Below are 14,721 nucleotides of genomic sequence, written 5' to 3'. Positions count from 1 at the left end.
AGTTTCCTACGCCGCCAATGTCAGGATTTCGCGGACCTGCGCCGGACCTTCGATCCTGCGCGGGTTGCGCGGCACCCAGGGTGTGCGCATCGCCTGCTCGGCGATCGCATCGAAATGCTCGGCCCCGACGCGGACGTCCTGCAGGCTGCGCGGCATGCCGAGGCTGCGGATGAAGTCGTCGAGCACGTCGCCGGCATCCTCGCCGGCATGGCCCATCGCTTCCGCCACCAGCGCCTGACGTTCCGCGTTCGCCGGTTTGTTCCAGCGCATCACGGCGGGCAGCATCACGCAGGAGGTGTAGCCGTGCGGCACGCCAAAGCCGCCGCCGAGCACATAGCCGATGCCGTGGCTCGCGCCCATCGGCACGCCGCCCGACAGCGGCGCCATCGAGAGCCAGGTGCCGATCTGGCAATTCAGCCGCGCCTCGATGTCGTTGCCGTCGGCCTTCACCCGACGGAGGCCCTGCGTCAGCATGGCAAGGCCCTTGATCGCCTGCGCGTCGGAATAGGGATGCGCCTCGCGCGCGCAGAGGCCTTCGACGCAATGGTCGACCGCACGGATGCCGGTGGAGAGAAACAGCCATTCCGGCGTGTGCACGGACAGCCAGGGATCCAGAATGGTGGCGCGCGGAACGGTCAGCACATGCCGCAGCATCTGCTTGATATGCGTGCGCTCGTCGGTGACCCCGGCAATATGGCTGAACTCGCCGCCCGCGATCGTGGTGGGCACGCTGACCTGGCGCACGGCGGGCGGCTCGAGCGGCGGCTCTTCGCCGCCGCGCACCCTTATGCCGTCGATGCCCTCGATCGTCGAAACATCGTTGGCAAGGCAAAGCTGCACCGCCTTGGCGCCGTCGGTGATCGAGCCGCCGCCGACGGTGACGATGAGGTCGGCCTCCGCCTCGCGCGCCTGGTTGGCGGCGGCGATCACGGCGGCGCGCGGCGTATGCGCCGGCATCCTGTCGAACGTGCCGGCGCAGCGCGTCCCCATCGCCTGGCGGATGTTATCGATCTCGCTGGTCTCGCGGTTGAGCGTCCCGCTCACCATCAGGAAGGCGCGCCTTGCGCCCAGCCGGTCCAGCTGCTCGACGATCGCCTCGGTGGCATGGCGGCCGAACACGACCTCGTCTATCGCGCCGAATACGACACGGCCCTTGTGCACGCTCGTCCTCCCGGGACTACTTTGTTCCCGTCAAGTTAGCGGAGGATGTTTGCGGCGTCATGCCTGAATGCCGGCCGCGAGCCTCGATCTTTGCCGCAAATGCCAGCGGGTCAGCGCAAGACGCCGCCGGACCCGGCATCAGGCTTTCGCCGCTGCCTTCTGCTTCGGCTGCTGCGATCACCCCGTCCGTCCGCAAACGGACGGGGCTACGCAGAGCCACGAGGACGGCGCGCGGTTCGACGCGCCGCCGCGTCGCATTCTGGCCGTCGATCGTGATCGAATATCGGCAACGCGATCCCAATCGCGTGATCCTGGAATGCTTCCGGGCGGGTGAACGCGTGCCGCTCACCTGCGCATGCAGGCAACCACCGAGATGGCGGACGAACGATATCCATTCCGGCGTGTTCTCGCGGCGGAAACGCGGCGCATGGTGAGGCGAAACATTGAAGTAAATACCGCCTCCGATCCGCCTCGCCCCGCCGGCGATAATCGCTTTCGCCGGTTCCAAAATGGGTCTAGCCTGCCTGCGTTGCGATGCCGCGGGGTGCGACATGTGGATGCGCGTCAGAAAATTCGCCCATATCCTGGAACGGAGCGGGCTCGCGATGGCAGGCGCTGCGAGCGGATTGTTCGTCGCCGCGCATACCGGCTCGTCCATCGCCGCACTCACCACGCAGGGGTTCCTGCTGATCATGATGATCGGCGGCGCGGTCGGCTTCTATCTCGGCATCGACACGCCACAACTCGAATTCGATCCCGACGATATCGGCAAAAGCGGCAGGCCCAGGCGGTTCGATTCCGCCGAGCTGCTCACCGCCACCGGCACCTTCTGTGCCGCGTTGACCGCCTTTGCTTCCGTCGGCGTAATCGTGCTGCGCGAGCAGCCGCACATCGCCTGGACGGTGCTGATCCTGATCGGCTGGGTGCTCGGCATCTCCATGCAGATCGTCGCCGGCGCCATGGCTCGGATGCGAAGATATTGAGAGAATAGGAAGCTGCGTTTCCGGGCAGGGAATTGGCCTGCCGGTCGGCGCCCCCGGGCGCCGCGTGACGTCGGTGGTGAGGAATCATCCTGTCGTAGAGGCCGCTCAAGTCAATACCCCGTCAGCTCGAGATAGCCGACGCCGCGATGGCTGCCGGCGAAGCTGATCGGGCCTTCCCAATATGCGAAGGCCGTGCCCATCCAGCTCTTCGGGTTGAGCGGCGTGCAATCGATCGCGAGATTGAGGCGCGGAATGGCGACATGCCAGGCGGTCGGGATCCTGCGGCCGGCAATCTCGGTCGTGCCCTTCGGCGTCATCGCGATTTCGGCGGTGGCGAGCGACGTTGCCTTGCCCTCGGGCGAGATGAAATTTCCCGACGCATAATGCCGGTCGTCGGCGTGGCGCATTCGATACAGCATCAGCTTTTCGCCGCCGTCGAGATGCAGCGCGAACCAGTCCCAGCCGCTCTGGTCGGAGGCGAGGGGCTGGCTGCTCCATTCGCGGTCCATCCAGGCAAGGCCGGTGACGGTGACGGGCTTGCCGTCGACGGCGACCTCGCCCGTCACCTTGAAGAACGGCTGGCTGTAATAATAGGAGGCCTGCTCGCGCTCGGATTTCTTGCTGAAGCCACCGTCGCCTTGCAGCACCAGCGGACGATCGGCGGTAAGTCTCAGCGCATAGCTGAAGTCGGACGACGATGCCGTGAGCTCAAGCGGCGCGATCCTGTCCGTGTCGAAGCCGTCGAGCGCGCGCATCTGCCAGGCGTCGATGAAGGCGCGGAACGGCGCCGCCTCGACGTTGGCCTGTCCGACGCCGCCGCGCGCAAAAGTCTCCGCGGTGTGATGGGCATCCACGCCCGTCACCGCCGCATGCGCCATCCATACCTGTTGCGTGGCCCAGCCCTCGAGCAGCGGGCCCGGCCGCAACGCCTGCCGGAACAGCGTCCATTGCGCGCCATAGGCGGTACCGGCGGCATCGCGCAGGTTCGCCGTCACATACCACCACTCGATGCGGAATTCCGGGTGCGGGCCGTGATCGGCGGGAAACGAAAACGCCCGGCCGGGAACGACGAGCGCAAAGCCGTCCGCTTTCTCCTCCAGTCCGGCAAAGCCCTGCGCACGCGCCGTGGCGGCAAGGGCGAGGAATGCCGCGCCGCCGGCAAAGGTTCGTCGGGTGATGCCGCTAGCGCTCATTGGCGAAGATCCGGATCAGGCCGGTCGGCTGCATCCGCGCCAGCCGCAGCACGGGCAGCGCCGCCGCGCAAAACGCCGCCATCATGGCAACGCCGACGAGCCCGGCCAGTTGCGATGGAAATACCTGGAACGGCAGCCGCCAGCCAAATGCTTTGACGTTCACGACAGCAAGGAGACACCAGGCGACGAGCAGTCCGAGCGGCAGCGCGAGCAGGGCGGTAATCAGCGCCACCGACATGGTCTTGAGCAGCTCGATCGCCGCGAGCCGCGGCCGCGTCACGCCGATCGCCCAGAGCGGCGCCAGTTGCGGCAGGCGCGAATTGGCGAGCGTCAGCAGGCTTGTTAGCAGCGCGATACCGGCGACGCCCAATGTGAATGCGTTGAGCGCCGTCGTCACCGCAAAGGTGCGGTTGAAGATGCGCTTCGATTCCGCCTTCACGGCCGCCTGGTCGGCGATGGCCCGCTCGTCGAGCGAGAACTTCTCGCGCAGCGCTGATATCAGTACCGGAATCTGCGAGGGTTCGACGCGGAGGCCAAAGCGGGTTTGCGGCAGCTGCGGGAAATATCGCGTCAGCGCGGCGTAGTTGACGGTGATCTGGCCCTTGGGGTTGCCGTAGTCGGCATAGATGCCGGCGATATCGAGAGGCCAGTCGCCGACGGCGGCCGGCACATCGATGCGGTCGCCGATGGAAAGTTTCAGCCGCCGCGCCAGCTGCTCGCTGATGAACGCGGTGTTGCCCGGACGCAAGCGCACCCAGGCGTTGGGCACGGCTTCCAGCAGCGGCCAGTGCTCGCGATAGGTTGTGTGGTCGACGATCCCGAAGATCTCGATCGGCTGGCCCGCGATCTGCACGTCGGCGCGCCCGGTCGGAAGGATCGCCTGCACCTCGCTCCTTCCGCGCAGCCACGTCTTGATCTCGCTTGCCTGCCTGTCGTCCTTGGCGAAGACATAAACATCGCTCGCGAGGCGGCCGTCGAGCCAGATCAGGAAGGTGCGGCTGAAACTTTCCACCATGGTGGCGACGCCGACATTGACGGCCAGTGCGAGCAATAGCGCCATCAAGGCGAGCGAAAGCCCGGAAAGCTGTTGGCGGCTGTCGGCCCAGAACCAGCGCGCCAGCGGTTTCTCGGCGCCGCGCTCGCCGAGCGCCAGCACGCGCTCCAGGATCGGCGGCAGCGCCAGCGCCGCGCCCAGCATCAGGGCGGCGAGCACGGCAAATCCCGCCAGCAGCGAGTCGCCGAACCACAGGAAGCCAGCGGCGATCGCGAAGATGAGCAGCGCAGCTGCGCTTTGCCATTGCAGCCAGCGCCGCTGCGCCTGCTGCCAGGCCTGCGGCTGCGCGGAGGCAAGCACCGATAGCCGCGCCGCCTTGATCAGGCTGGCGGCGGAGGCGGCCAGCGCGCCGATCACGGAGATGGCGATGCCGGCGAGCCACCATTCGCTCTTGAGCGTGAGTTGCCCGGGTATCGCCGCGCCATAGAGCCCGCGCAGCGATGCTGCGACATCCGGCAGCAGCGCCGCAGCGATGAAATAGCCGCAGACGAGGCCGGCAATCCCGGCGGCGAGCGCGAATGCGATCTGCTCGACGACCAGCACGGTATTGAGCATGCGCGCCGACACGCCGCAGGAGCGCAGCGTGCGCAGCATCGGCAGCCGCTGCTCGAAGGCGAGCCCCACCGCGGAGTTGACAATGAACAGCCCGACGAAGAACGACAGCAGCCCGAACGCGGTGAGGTTGAGATGGAAACTATCGGTGAGCCGCTCCAGATCGGTTTCCGCATCCGGCTCGACCAGGCGGAGCCGGTAGCCGGCGACGCTCTGCAATGACGCGCGCTTGCCTTTGGCCTTGCCGAGCAGCAGTCGCGACACCTGGCCCGGCGTGCCCAGGATCTGCTGCGCCATGCCGATATCGACCACCAGCACGTCGGGCACGAGGCTTTGTTGCAGGCGGAGCGGCGGCAGCTGCATCCCGTTGTTGGCCGATGGCTGCGCGCCCTCGGCGAGCCTGAGGCTGGACAATGTTTCCGGCGCGGCCAGCATCTGGCCCGGGGGCGTGATAAAGGCGGCGAATTCGCCGCGCGCCACCGTCGGCGCGTTGCCGACCTCGCCCGGCAGCGTCATCGGCTCGATGCCGAGCAAGCGGAAGCTGCGCCCGCCGATCTGGATGCGGCCTTCCACCACCGGCGACACCGGCCAGCCGGCGCGGCGCAGGTCGGCGAACAGGCTTTGCGGAATAGCCTTGCCGTCCTTTTCCACCAGCATCGCAGTGCGCGTGCCGCCGAACATCGCGGCGGCGCGGTCGTAGGACTGACGCGCCTGCTGGTTCAGCGCCTGCACGCCGCTCCACAGCGCGGTCGCCGAGATCAGGCCGATCAGCAGCGTTGAGAGCTGCATCGGATGCCGCCGCCAATGGCTGAGGAGCGTCGCCAATGTCCACAGTGCGCGCCTCATGCGATCAACCCCGCATGCAAGGTCACCTGCCGGTCGAGCGTTGCGGCGAGGCGCGCGCTGTGCGTCACCATCAGGAAGCCGCATCCCGAGCGCGCGACCAGGTCGCGCGCCAGCGCCAGCACTTCGTCGGCGGTGTCCTCGTCGAGATTGCCGGTCGGCTCGTCGGCGAGCAGCAATAGCGGCTTCGGCGCCAGCGCGCGGCCGATCGCGACGCGCTGCTGCTGCCCGCCGGAAAGCTGCTCCGGATAGCGCTTGAGGAGATCGGTAAGCCCGAGCCGCTCCGTAAGCTCGGCGTGCCAGGACGCATCGTGCCTGCCTGCAAGGCGCGACTGGAATTTCAGATTGTCCTCGACGGAAAGACTGGGAATCAGATTGAACTGCTGGAACACGAGGCCCAGCCGGTCGCGCCGCAAGCGAGCGCGCGCGGCATCGTTGAGCGCGGAGAGCGCGACGCCGTCGACGCGGATCTCGCCGTCATCGGCGGCATCCAGCCCCGCGATCAGGTGCAGCAGCGTGCTCTTGCCGCTGCCGGATTCGCCGGTCAGCGCCACGCTCTCGCGTGCCGCCACGCGCAGATTGACCCCGCGCAGCACGGCAACCGTCTCGCTGGCCGAGCGGTAGCTCTTGGTGAGGCCGGTGATCTCGAGCACGCTCAATTCGCTCCGCCTGCCGGGGCCGATGGCTCAGCAGCCGCGGTGCCGGCGAAAGCTGCCAGCAATGCGGGTGCGCCGGCGATGTTCGCGCGATCGGTCAAGAGCGGCATGGCTTCCTCTTCTGTTGCACCCGCACCATAGCAAGACCGCCTGCGCCGATCCCGTGAAAATGCCCGATTGCCAAGGCGATGGCGGCATGGCTAGCATCCCTTCAGGCCATTTTCACAGAGCCAACAACGAGCTTTACGGGGAAGCCACCATGACCGGACAACCGACGCCTGCCGGCGCCTGGAAGATCACCTTTCTGCTGTTCCTGTTCATGGTGGTCAACTTCGCCGACAAGATCGTCGTCAACCTCGCCGGCGTGCCGATCAGGGCGGATCTGAAGCTCGATCCAGAGCAGTTCGGCTTCCTCGGCGCTTCGTTCTTCTTCCTGTTCTCGATTTCCGCCATCGTCGTCGGCTTCATCGTCAACCGCGTCGCCACCCGCTGGGTGCTGCTGGTGATGGCGGTGATCTGGTCGCTGGCACAGTTTCCGATGGTGGGCACCGTCAGCTTCTCCACGCTGGTGATCTGCCGGATCATCCTCGGCGCCGGCGAGGGGCCGGCCTTCTCGGTGGCTGCGCATGCGGTCTACAAGTGGTTCCCCGACGAGAAGCGCACGCTGCCAACCGCGATCCTGTCGCAGGGCTCGGCCTTCGGCGTCATCCTCGCCGTGCCCGCGCTGAACTGGCTGATCGTCAATTACAGCTGGCACCATGCCTTCGGCGCGCTCGGCGTCGTCGGCCTGTTCTGGGTCGTGGCGTGGGCAGCGCTCGGCAAGGAGGGCCCGCTGGTGTCGACTGCGGCCGAAGTAGCCGGCGAGGTCCGCATTCCCTATTTCAACCTTCTGACCTCGCGCACCTTCGTCGGCTGCTGCGCCGCCACCTTCGGCGCCTATTGGGCGTTGTCGCTCGGGCTGACCTGGTTCACGTCCTTCATCATCGAGGGCCTCGGATTCACGCAGAAGGACGCGGGCTGGATCACGGTGCTGCCCTGGGTGTTCGGCGCCACGATCGTGCTGCTGACGGGGTGGTTCTCGCAGGTGATGCTGGCCAAGGGCTTCACCACGCGCGGCGCGCGCGGCGTGCTTGGAGCTGCTCCCCTCATCGTCGGCGGCTGCATCCTCGCCCTGCTGCCGTATGTCAGCGGCGCCGGACTACAGGTCGCGCTGCTCGTCGTGGGATCGGGCTTGTGCGGCGCCATCTACGTAGTGTGCCCGCCGATGCTGGGCGAGTTCACGCCGGTGTCGCAGCGCGGCGCCGTCATCGCCATCTACGGCGCGATCTACACGCTCGCCGGCATCCTCGCCCCGCTGGTGATGGGCAGCGTGATCCAGCGCGCGGCGACCCCGCTCGCCGGCTACATGACCGGCTTCACCATCAACGCTGCGATCATGGTCGTCTCCGGCTTGCTCGGCCTGCTGCTGCTCTGGCCCAACACCGAGCGCGCGCGCCTTGCGGCATCGGCCACGCAGCCGAAGTTTGCGTGAGGGGTAAAGGCTACAAGCACGCGCAACAATAACGGTGTCGTCCCGGCGAAAGCCGGGACCCATAACCACAGTCGTTCGTTGTTCGAAAGGCTGTAGCTCCAGCCTGCTCAACAACACCTAGCGGTGGTTATGGATCCCGGATCGCGCTCGCGGAGCCTGTCATCGGGCGCGCATTCGCGCGACCCGTTGGCTCGCTTGTCCGGGACGACATCGAGTGTGCGAAGCCGCCGGGAACGTGGATGCCCGGGACGAGCCTGGACATGACGAACTCCAACGCATCGCGGTCCATTCGCAATCGACGCTGCCCATCTTCCGCCAACCAGCGATGCCCGGACCGTCATCTTTCCGCCCTGACGCGGACAAACGGGTCAACGAAAGCTGAATGACAGCGCGATGATGAAGAGGGGAATCGACGTCAATGTTGTCGGATCGAAACACTGTCTATTATCCGGAAGAACTGGCGCTGATGGGGCGGATTCTGGATCAGGTGGTGCAGTCGTTGCCGCCGAATCTGCGCACGCCGTCGAACCGCAACGCGCTCGCACAGAACATCCTGGCCTGTGCCCGCACCGGTGAACGCGATCCGGACGAGTTGCGGCGGGCGGCGCTGATGGCACCGAAGGTCGGCGCCGCGGCGTGAGGTGGGAACTTGTGCGGCATTTTCGCAACGGCGGCCGCTTGATCGTCGTCGACCCGGGATTCGCCGCAAGGTTGCTCTGCGCCTGCCACCGTTCGGTCAAAACCCGATGAGCTCATCCCGCTGGGCAGGAACCATCGACAGAGGTAGCAATGCTTTACTCGCAAAGTCCGCCGCTGGCGGATAATGACACCGCCCCGGAAGAGCCGTCCGGCAGGTCTGCGCGCGATCGGGATGATCGCAGCGAACCGCGGTTCGGCAGGCGCCCCACCGGCGCAGCGTTCGACGCGCTCCCGCCGCCGCGCCCGCGACGCTCGCTCGGCCGGCGCATGTTCCGCGCGGTGAGCCGCTTCGCGATCGTGCTGCTCCTCGGCATCGGCGGCACGCTCGGCTGGCAGGCCTATGGCGACATGGCCAAGCAGGAGCTCGCGGCGCGCGCGCCAGAGCAGGCCTGGTTGTTGTCGTATCTTCCTTCGACCAAGCCGCCGGCTGCGGTCGCTGCCGCGGCCAGCCCCGCGCTGCAGCTCGAGCCGCTGGCCGCCAATCTCGAGTTCGTCCGCCGCAGCGTCGAACAGATCGCGCTCAAGCAGGAGCAGATGCTCAGGAACATCGCCACGCTGCAGGTCATCGACGACGACATCCGGCAGAAGCTGTCGCAGCCGCCGCCCGCCCCGCCGCAGCCCGCCGCCGCAGCCTCGCCGTCGAAGCCCGCGCCGCCAAAGCCGCAAGCAGCGTCTGGCGCGCTGGCAGCGCCACGGCCGGCGGCTTCTGCCGCACCGGTCTCGCTCTTGCCGCGCTGAGTTGTTCGCTCGGTAACACACCGTCATGGCCGGGCCTGACCCGGCCATCCACGTCTTCGCTTCAGCGCACTCAAAAGGACGTGGATGCCCGGGACGAGCCCGGGCACGACGACGGAGGAAGGAGCCAATGCGCCGCCGCCGGCTCCGCCGGCGACTTCGCCTTGCGATCCGTCACCAGCGCCAGCAGCACCGTCATCAGCATGAACGCGACCGAGGCGCCGAACACCCAGTGCGGCATCTGCTGGTCCATGATGAAGCCGTAGAGCAGCGGCGCCAGGATGCCGGAGAAATTGAAGCCGGTGGAGACGATGCCGAAGGCGCGCCCCGCAGCGCCTGATGGCGCGGCATTGCGCACCAGCATGTCGCGCGAGGGCGCGATCACCCCGCCGAGGAAGCCGGCTGATGTCATCAAGCCGATCAGCAGCGGCGAGGGCAGGGCGAGCGCCGCGATGACTGCCACGATCGCCGCATTGATCGCAAAGCAGGCCGCGGCCACCTGGCCGTGCCGGTCGGTGCGGTCGGCGAGAAATCCGCCGGCGAGCACGCCGATGGCGCTGGCGCCGAGGAAACACGTCAGCGCCAGATTTGCGGTGCCGAACGCCACGCCATAGCCGCTCATCAGCGCCACCACGCCGAAATTGCTGATGCCGGCATTGGAGAGGCCAAGCAGCATGAAGAAGATCGTCAGCACGACGATCGCGGGCGTCAGGATATTCGGCTTGCCCGCCTCGTCGCCGGCTTTGCGTTCCGCCGCGCGCGCATCGGGCAGGCCCATCGCGACCAGCAGCAGCGCCACCGCGGGCCCGACCGCGCCGGCCACGATCAGCGCGCCGAAGCCGCCGACGGTTGCGACCAGCGCCGCCATGATGGCCGGCGCTACCGCGCCGCCGAGGAAGCCCGCAAAAGTATGCACCGAAAACGCACGGCCCATCCGCGCCTCGTCCATGTGCGCGGCGAGGATGGCGTAATCGCAGGGATGGTAGACGCTGTTGGCAAGCCCGAGCAGCGCAGCGCAGACGATCAGCGACGTGTAGGACAGGTGCAAGCCCAGCAGCACCAGCGCGAGACCGCCGAGGCAGAGCCCGATCAGCAGCACTCTCCGTGCGCCATAGTGATCGGCGAGATAGCCGATCGGCGCCTGCGTCAGCCCCGACACCACGCCGAACACGGTCAGCGCAAAGCCGAGCTCGATATAGCCGACGCCGAGCTGCTGCTTCAGAAACGGAAACAGCATCGGCAGCGCGAAGATATGGAAATGGCTGAGCCAATGCGCAACCGAGATCGCCGACAACGTGCGCAGCGCGCTGTCGGCCTTCGCTTGTCGCGGTGCAGCCAGAACGTCGGCCATATCTCGCTGAAAACCTTGGTTGAATCGCCCGGCGGTGTCTTCGAAACGAAGCCCCAAACTATCGGCCAAGGGGGTTATCTGTCCATGAACGCCCGCGCATGGCTGGGTTCTTTTTGGCCGGTTGCGGGCGGGATGCGGCTTTAAGCCGAGAGACATCGCGCGGCCGAGCAGGCAAATATTGCGGACATGACCGATCCCGCAAACCCGCTCCGTATCCTGATCCCCGAGGGCTCCTCCACCTCGGCCCGCGAGGTCATCACCATCCTTGGCCTCGCCGGCCATCACGTCGAGGTCTGCGATCCCTCGCCCTGGTGCGTTTCGCGCTATTCGCGCTTCGTGCGCAAGTTCCACCGCTGCCCCGGCCTGCGCCGCGATCCCGCGGGATTCCTCGCTTTCGTCGAAAGCCTGATCGCAAGCGGGCGCTTCGACGTGCTGTTGCCCACGCACGAACAGGGGCTGTTGTTTGCCAAGGTGCAGGATCGGCTGCAGGGCCGCATCGCGGTCGCGCTGCCGTCGTTCGAAAGCTATCGTACGGCGCACAGCAAGGCCGGCTTCAGCCGGCTGCTCGCGCGGCTCGATCTGCCGCAGCCGCCGACGCGAATCCTCACGTCGCAGTCCGAGCCGCGCGGCGCCACTCGTTTCCCGGCCGTGGTGAAGGCCTCGGTCGGCACCGCCAGCCGCGGCATCCATTTCGTGCATAATGAGAGCGAGCTTGCCAGCGCGCTGCATGCGATCGACGCCGGCGGCGCCTTCGACGAGGTGCTGGTTCAGGACAGGGTCGCCGGCGCCACGGAGAAGGCGCAGGCGGTATTCTGCCGCGGCAGGCTCGTCGGCTTCCATGCCTATCGCCAGGTCGCGCCCGGCGTCGGCGGCGGCGAGGCGGTCAAGCAAAGCGTGCGCCGGCCGCTCGTCGCGAGTTATCTCGAAAAGCTCGGCGCCGAGCTCGCCTGGCATGGCGGCCTTTCCGTCGACTACATCATGCCTGACGATGGCGGCGCGCCGCTGCTGATCGACTGCAATCCGCGGCTGGTCGAGCCGTTCAACGCGTGGGCGGCCGGCACCGATCTGGTCGCGCAGCTCCTGCGCGTCTCGCTGGGCGAGGCGCCGGCGCCCCTGGCGGAAAGCCGCGACGGCGTGCTGACGCATCTGGCCATGCAGGCGCTGCTCGGCCTTGCCGCGCACGGCGGCTCGCGCGTTGCGATCGCGCGCGAATTCGGCCGCATCCTCGACCACAGCGGCCCCTATGCCGCCAGCATCGAGGAGCTGACGCCGCTCGCGCACGACCGGCTCGGCGCAGTGCCGCTGCTCATGACGCTGGCGCTGCTGCTGGCTTCGCCGTCGTCCGCCGCCAAACTTGCGCGCGGCGGCTTCGGCGAGCATTTGCTGGATGTGAGGAGCATCAGAGAGATTGAGAGGCTGAATTCGTAGCCACACCCTCAGTTCTCATCCTGAGAGGCTGTGAATCTTTCGATTCCGGCAATTTTCGACATGAGTCAAATCAAAGACTTAGAGTCGTCGAAAATCGCGAAAGTCGAATAGATTCACATTCTCTGAGGAGCGCGCCTTTTGGCGCGCGTCTCGAAGGATGGCCGCGGGCGAGATCGGGGCCTTCATGGTTCGAGACGCCTGCTTCGCAGGCTCCTCACCATGAGGATCAAGAGCCACCCCCCGAAAGGTCGAACGCGCCGAGCTTGTATTCCTCCTGCGGCCCCGACGAGAACATCGGCAGCAGCGTGAACGACGCTTCCGGATACTTTTGCCAAATCGCGAGGTCGTCGGCCGTGACGATCACGAAGCCGAACCTGAACATGTAGCGGCCGGGCTCGGTGACCTTGCCGACCTGCGCCCAGTTGACCTTCCTCATGTCCTTCTACCCCCGGACAAGCGCCCCGCCGGGACGGCGGGCTGGGGGCAGTCTATGCCAGATTTTGCGGGAATCGTAGGGTGGCCCGCGTTGTGGCGGCATACTCTGTTGTCGTCCCGGCGAAGGCCGGGACCCATACGCCGCGGCGGATGTTGTTGAAACACGGTGATGGACGGCTTTCGCTCAACGACCACTCTCTGGGGTTATGGATCCCGGCTTTCGCCGGGACGACAGCGGAGAGAGCTGCGATGAATCTTCACTCTAGCGGCTCGTCGTCGGTGCCGTAACGATCCTTCTTCGGGGTGGCGAAATCGCCGTCCTCGTCGTCATCGGCTGGCGGTGGAGGCGGCGGCTTCTTCTTGCCGTCGTCCTTCGGCGGATTGTCCGGCTTTTCCCTGCCTGCCATGCGCGCTTCTCCGCAGTTCCCTCAACAGCCGCCGTGCTGCGCGGCTTCGTCATCGTGCTGGCCGAGACTACCCTGATCGAGGTCTGCCAGCCATGCCGGAAGTGCAGGCGATGCCTCGCCGGCGGCCCTCATCTGGCGCAGCGCGACGCGGGCGGCGATACGTCCATGGCGCTCCTGCGTCAGCTCGGCCGGTGGCTTGCCGTCACGAACCGCTTGCCGCACCTGCTGCTTGATCGCCTCCGTCGCGGGATCGCCGAAGGCGGCCATGATCGCCTGGAACGATTGAAGATGCGCCGCATCGAACGGACGCGTCGCGCCCAGCCCGGTTCGCGCCGGGTGCGGCGGATAGAGATGCGCGCAGGGAATCCATCCTGTCGGGATCGGCTCGGTCGCGGGATGGGTGCGTCCGCTCCTCAGCAGTTTTGGCAATACATGGGTATGCGGCCCCTCCGGACTCCTGCCCGATGCCGGCGGGATCGGCTGATACACCTCGATGCGGCCGAGCCTGCCGATGAAGACGCGATGCGGATTGGTATGCAGGATGATGTCCATCGCGGGGTTGCCGGGCTCGAAGACCGGCCGTCCCACATGCCGGCGCAGCTCGGTTGCCACATCATCGTCCTCGATGCGCACGCAAAGATCCGCCTGCAACGCGCCGAGCCCGAGGTCGAACAGGATCGCGTTGCGATCCCGGGCGCGCAGTGCTCGCACGTCGGTGCCGAGTTCGGTGAGCACGCCGCGCCGGTTCATGGTGCAGGATTCTTCCGGCAGGCACAGCGCGACGCGCTGATTCCAGTCGGCCTTGGTGAGACCTTCCGAGGCAAACGGCCGCGTCGCGGGATCGAGCCGCAGGGCCATGCCGCCGCGCTCCGTGATGACGGAGAGGATTTCGGCTGCCATGCTCAGTTGCGCGGGCTCATCCTCGTCACGCGAGAATTCGGCGATCGCGCCGAACGTCCCGAGGCTCCATTGCGTGTCGGGATCGGCGATTGCCCGCCGCAACAGGCCGGCCGTGCCGCCGGCCAGTGTCATGGCCGCAGCTTCCCGTAAGACGCAAACATTCGTTCTCCCGGCATCTAGCCGGGAAGAATACCGTTTCGCGGCGAGGGGACAAGCCGGCCCGGTGCTTGGCCGGGCCGGCGGCGCGCCTCAGAACGTCACGCCGGCTTTGACGAGATAGCTGCGGCCCGGCAGCGGATAGGCCGAGAAGCGGCCGGGCGTGAACGAGCTCGCGATCGCATAGTCGTAGTACAATGCGTCGAGCACATTGTTGACCGCGACCGACCAGAAGAAATGCTCGACCTGGCCGGAGAGCTTCAGATCGACGGTTGCATCGGCCGGAATGCGGCGCTGGGTGTTGGCCTGGTCGTTGTCCATGTAGCGGGCGCCCCAGGTACGCGCAGTCGCATCCAGCACGAGGTAATTCTGCCAGATGTTCCAGGTGACGCCGGCACTGGCGGTGTAGGGCGACACCAGCGGCACGTCGCGGCCGGAGAACGGGCCCTCGCGGAACTCGGCGTGGGTGAAGGCAAATCCGCCGCGCAGCAGCAGGCTGTCGTTGACGCGGTAGGAAGCGGCCGTCTCCAGTCCGGTGCGCCGGGTCGGGTCGAGGTTGACGTTGTAGAACAGCGCCGGGATGAAATGGATCTCGTTCTCGAGGTCCATCAGATAGGCGCTGGTCTGCATCTGGAAG

At 66.8% G+C, this 14,721-nt stretch carries 15 protein-coding genes; 5 read left to right on the top strand and 10 right to left on the bottom strand.

The window, feature by feature from the left end:
• Positions 1-6: 6 nt before the first annotated feature.
• Both ACT4OC_RS00730 and ACT4OC_RS00725 read right to left on the bottom strand, forming a co-directional pair.
• Complete coding sequence (locus ACT4OC_RS00730; RefSeq protein WP_444837182.1) at positions 7-1,161, bottom strand: iron-containing alcohol dehydrogenase; 1,155 nt, start codon at positions 1,159-1,161, stop codon at positions 7-9.
• Positions 1,162-1,177: 16 nt separating this feature from the next.
• Positions 1,178-1,669, bottom strand: coding sequence for a hypothetical protein (locus tag ACT4OC_RS00725; protein WP_444837181.1), 492 nt, complete (start codon positions 1,667-1,669; stop codon positions 1,178-1,180).
• Between the two features lie 43 nt (positions 1,670-1,712).
• Here ACT4OC_RS00725 and ACT4OC_RS00720 point away from each other — a divergent pair, with 43 nt between their 5' ends.
• A complete protein-coding gene (locus ACT4OC_RS00720; RefSeq protein ID WP_444837180.1) occupies positions 1,713-2,144 on the top strand; it encodes a hypothetical protein in 432 nt (143 codons plus the stop codon).
• Between the two features lie 110 nt (positions 2,145-2,254).
• Here the strand turns inward: ACT4OC_RS00720 and ACT4OC_RS00715 are convergent, their stop codons facing one another.
• The 3 genes from ACT4OC_RS00715 to ACT4OC_RS00705 are packed head-to-tail and all read right to left on the bottom strand — an operon-like array spanning position 2,255 to position 6,439.
• Positions 2,255-3,337 (bottom strand): lipocalin-like domain-containing protein, encoded by a 1,083-nt coding sequence (locus ACT4OC_RS00715; protein ID WP_444837179.1) that lies wholly within the window; start codon positions 3,335-3,337, stop codon positions 2,255-2,257.
• A complete protein-coding gene (locus tag ACT4OC_RS00710; protein WP_444837178.1) occupies positions 3,327-5,789 on the bottom strand; it encodes an FtsX-like permease family protein in 2,463 nt (820 codons plus the stop codon). Before ACT4OC_RS00710 ends, ACT4OC_RS00715 begins: the two co-directional genes overlap by 11 nt.
• A complete protein-coding gene (locus ACT4OC_RS00705) occupies positions 5,786-6,439 on the bottom strand; it encodes an ABC transporter ATP-binding protein (RefSeq protein ID WP_444837195.1) in 654 nt (217 codons plus the stop codon). The genes ACT4OC_RS00710 and ACT4OC_RS00705 overlap by 4 nt, the downstream gene beginning before the upstream one ends.
• Before the next feature lie 262 nt (positions 6,440-6,701).
• Here ACT4OC_RS00705 and ACT4OC_RS00700 point away from each other — a divergent pair, with 262 nt between their 5' ends.
• The 3 genes from ACT4OC_RS00700 to ACT4OC_RS00690 all read left to right on the top strand — a co-directional run bounded on the left by ACT4OC_RS00700 (position 6,702) and on the right by ACT4OC_RS00690 (position 9,410).
• Positions 6,702-7,973 (top strand): MFS transporter, encoded by a 1,272-nt coding sequence (locus ACT4OC_RS00700; RefSeq protein ID WP_444837177.1) that lies wholly within the window; start codon positions 6,702-6,704, stop codon positions 7,971-7,973.
• A gap of 418 nt (positions 7,974-8,391) precedes the next feature.
• The gene (locus ACT4OC_RS00695) at positions 8,392-8,613 is read left to right on the top strand and encodes a hypothetical protein (protein WP_444837176.1); all 222 of its coding nucleotides are present in this window, start codon (positions 8,392-8,394) and stop codon (positions 8,611-8,613) included.
• Between the two features lie 149 nt (positions 8,614-8,762).
• A complete protein-coding gene (locus ACT4OC_RS00690) occupies positions 8,763-9,410 on the top strand; it encodes a hypothetical protein (protein ID WP_444837175.1) in 648 nt (215 codons plus the stop codon).
• Between the two features lie 70 nt (positions 9,411-9,480).
• Here ACT4OC_RS00690 and ACT4OC_RS00685 read toward each other — a convergent pair whose 3' ends face one another.
• Entirely contained in the window at positions 9,481-10,758 is a 1,278-nt protein-coding gene (locus tag ACT4OC_RS00685) for an MFS transporter (RefSeq protein ID WP_444837174.1), read from the bottom strand.
• Between the two features lie 186 nt (positions 10,759-10,944).
• On the opposite strand from ACT4OC_RS00685, the gene ACT4OC_RS00680 reads away from it, so the two are divergent.
• The gene (locus tag ACT4OC_RS00680; protein WP_444837173.1) at positions 10,945-12,186 is read left to right on the top strand and encodes a hypothetical protein; all 1,242 of its coding nucleotides are present in this window, start codon (positions 10,945-10,947) and stop codon (positions 12,184-12,186) included.
• Between the two features lie 226 nt (positions 12,187-12,412).
• Here ACT4OC_RS00680 and ACT4OC_RS00675 read toward each other — a convergent pair whose 3' ends face one another.
• From ACT4OC_RS00675 to ACT4OC_RS00660, 4 genes are all read right to left on the bottom strand, one after another.
• Positions 12,413-12,622 carry a hypothetical protein gene (locus ACT4OC_RS00675; protein ID WP_444837172.1) on the bottom strand — a complete coding sequence of 70 codons (210 nt, stop codon included), beginning with the start codon at positions 12,620-12,622 and terminating at the stop codon, positions 12,413-12,415.
• Between the two features lie 256 nt (positions 12,623-12,878).
• A complete protein-coding gene (locus ACT4OC_RS00670) occupies positions 12,879-13,028 on the bottom strand; it encodes a hypothetical protein (protein ID WP_444837171.1) in 150 nt (49 codons plus the stop codon).
• 21 nt (positions 13,029-13,049) lie between these two features.
• A complete protein-coding gene (locus tag ACT4OC_RS00665) occupies positions 13,050-14,060 on the bottom strand; it encodes a DUF6925 family protein (protein ID WP_444837170.1) in 1,011 nt (336 codons plus the stop codon).
• A 117-nt stretch (positions 14,061-14,177) separates the two neighbouring features.
• Positions 14,178-14,721: TonB-dependent receptor domain-containing protein (locus ACT4OC_RS00660; RefSeq protein WP_444837169.1), on the bottom strand; the 544-nt coding region annotated here is incomplete at its 5' end.

Origin of the sequence: Bradyrhizobium sp. (assembly GCF_052389815.1) — a bacterium.
In the GTDB taxonomy this organism is placed as follows: domain Bacteria; phylum Pseudomonadota; class Alphaproteobacteria; order Rhizobiales; family Xanthobacteraceae; genus Bradyrhizobium.
This window is presented reverse-complemented; position numbering and strand designations above follow the sequence as displayed.

Bases quoted from the DNA above. Each gene is read 5' to 3' on its own strand.
- ACT4OC_RS00665 (WP_444837170.1), bottom strand. From the start codon at position 14,060: ATGACACTGGCCGGCGGCACGGCCGGCCTGTTGCGGCGGGCAATCGCC.
- ACT4OC_RS00685 (WP_444837174.1), bottom strand. From the start codon at position 10,758: ATGGCCGACGTTCTGGCTGCACCGCGACAAGCGAAGGCCGACAGCGCG.
- ACT4OC_RS00695 (WP_444837176.1), top strand. From the start codon at position 8,392: ATGTTGTCGGATCGAAACACTGTCTATTATCCGGAAGAACTGGCGCTG.
- ACT4OC_RS00710 (WP_444837178.1), bottom strand. From the start codon at position 5,789: ATGAGGCGCGCACTGTGGACATTGGCGACGCTCCTCAGCCATTGGCGG.
- ACT4OC_RS00670 (WP_444837171.1), bottom strand. From the start codon at position 13,028: ATGGCAGGCAGGGAAAAGCCGGACAATCCGCCGAAGGACGACGGCAAG.
- ACT4OC_RS00680 (WP_444837173.1), top strand. From the start codon at position 10,945: ATGACCGATCCCGCAAACCCGCTCCGTATCCTGATCCCCGAGGGCTCC.
- ACT4OC_RS00715 (WP_444837179.1), bottom strand. From the start codon at position 3,337: ATGAGCGCTAGCGGCATCACCCGACGAACCTTTGCCGGCGGCGCGGCA.
- ACT4OC_RS00700 (WP_444837177.1), top strand. From the start codon at position 6,702: ATGACCGGACAACCGACGCCTGCCGGCGCCTGGAAGATCACCTTTCTG.
- ACT4OC_RS00675 (WP_444837172.1), bottom strand. From the start codon at position 12,622: ATGAGGAAGGTCAACTGGGCGCAGGTCGGCAAGGTCACCGAGCCCGGC.
- ACT4OC_RS00720 (WP_444837180.1), top strand. From the start codon at position 1,713: ATGTGGATGCGCGTCAGAAAATTCGCCCATATCCTGGAACGGAGCGGG.
- ACT4OC_RS00690 (WP_444837175.1), top strand. From the start codon at position 8,763: ATGCTTTACTCGCAAAGTCCGCCGCTGGCGGATAATGACACCGCCCCG.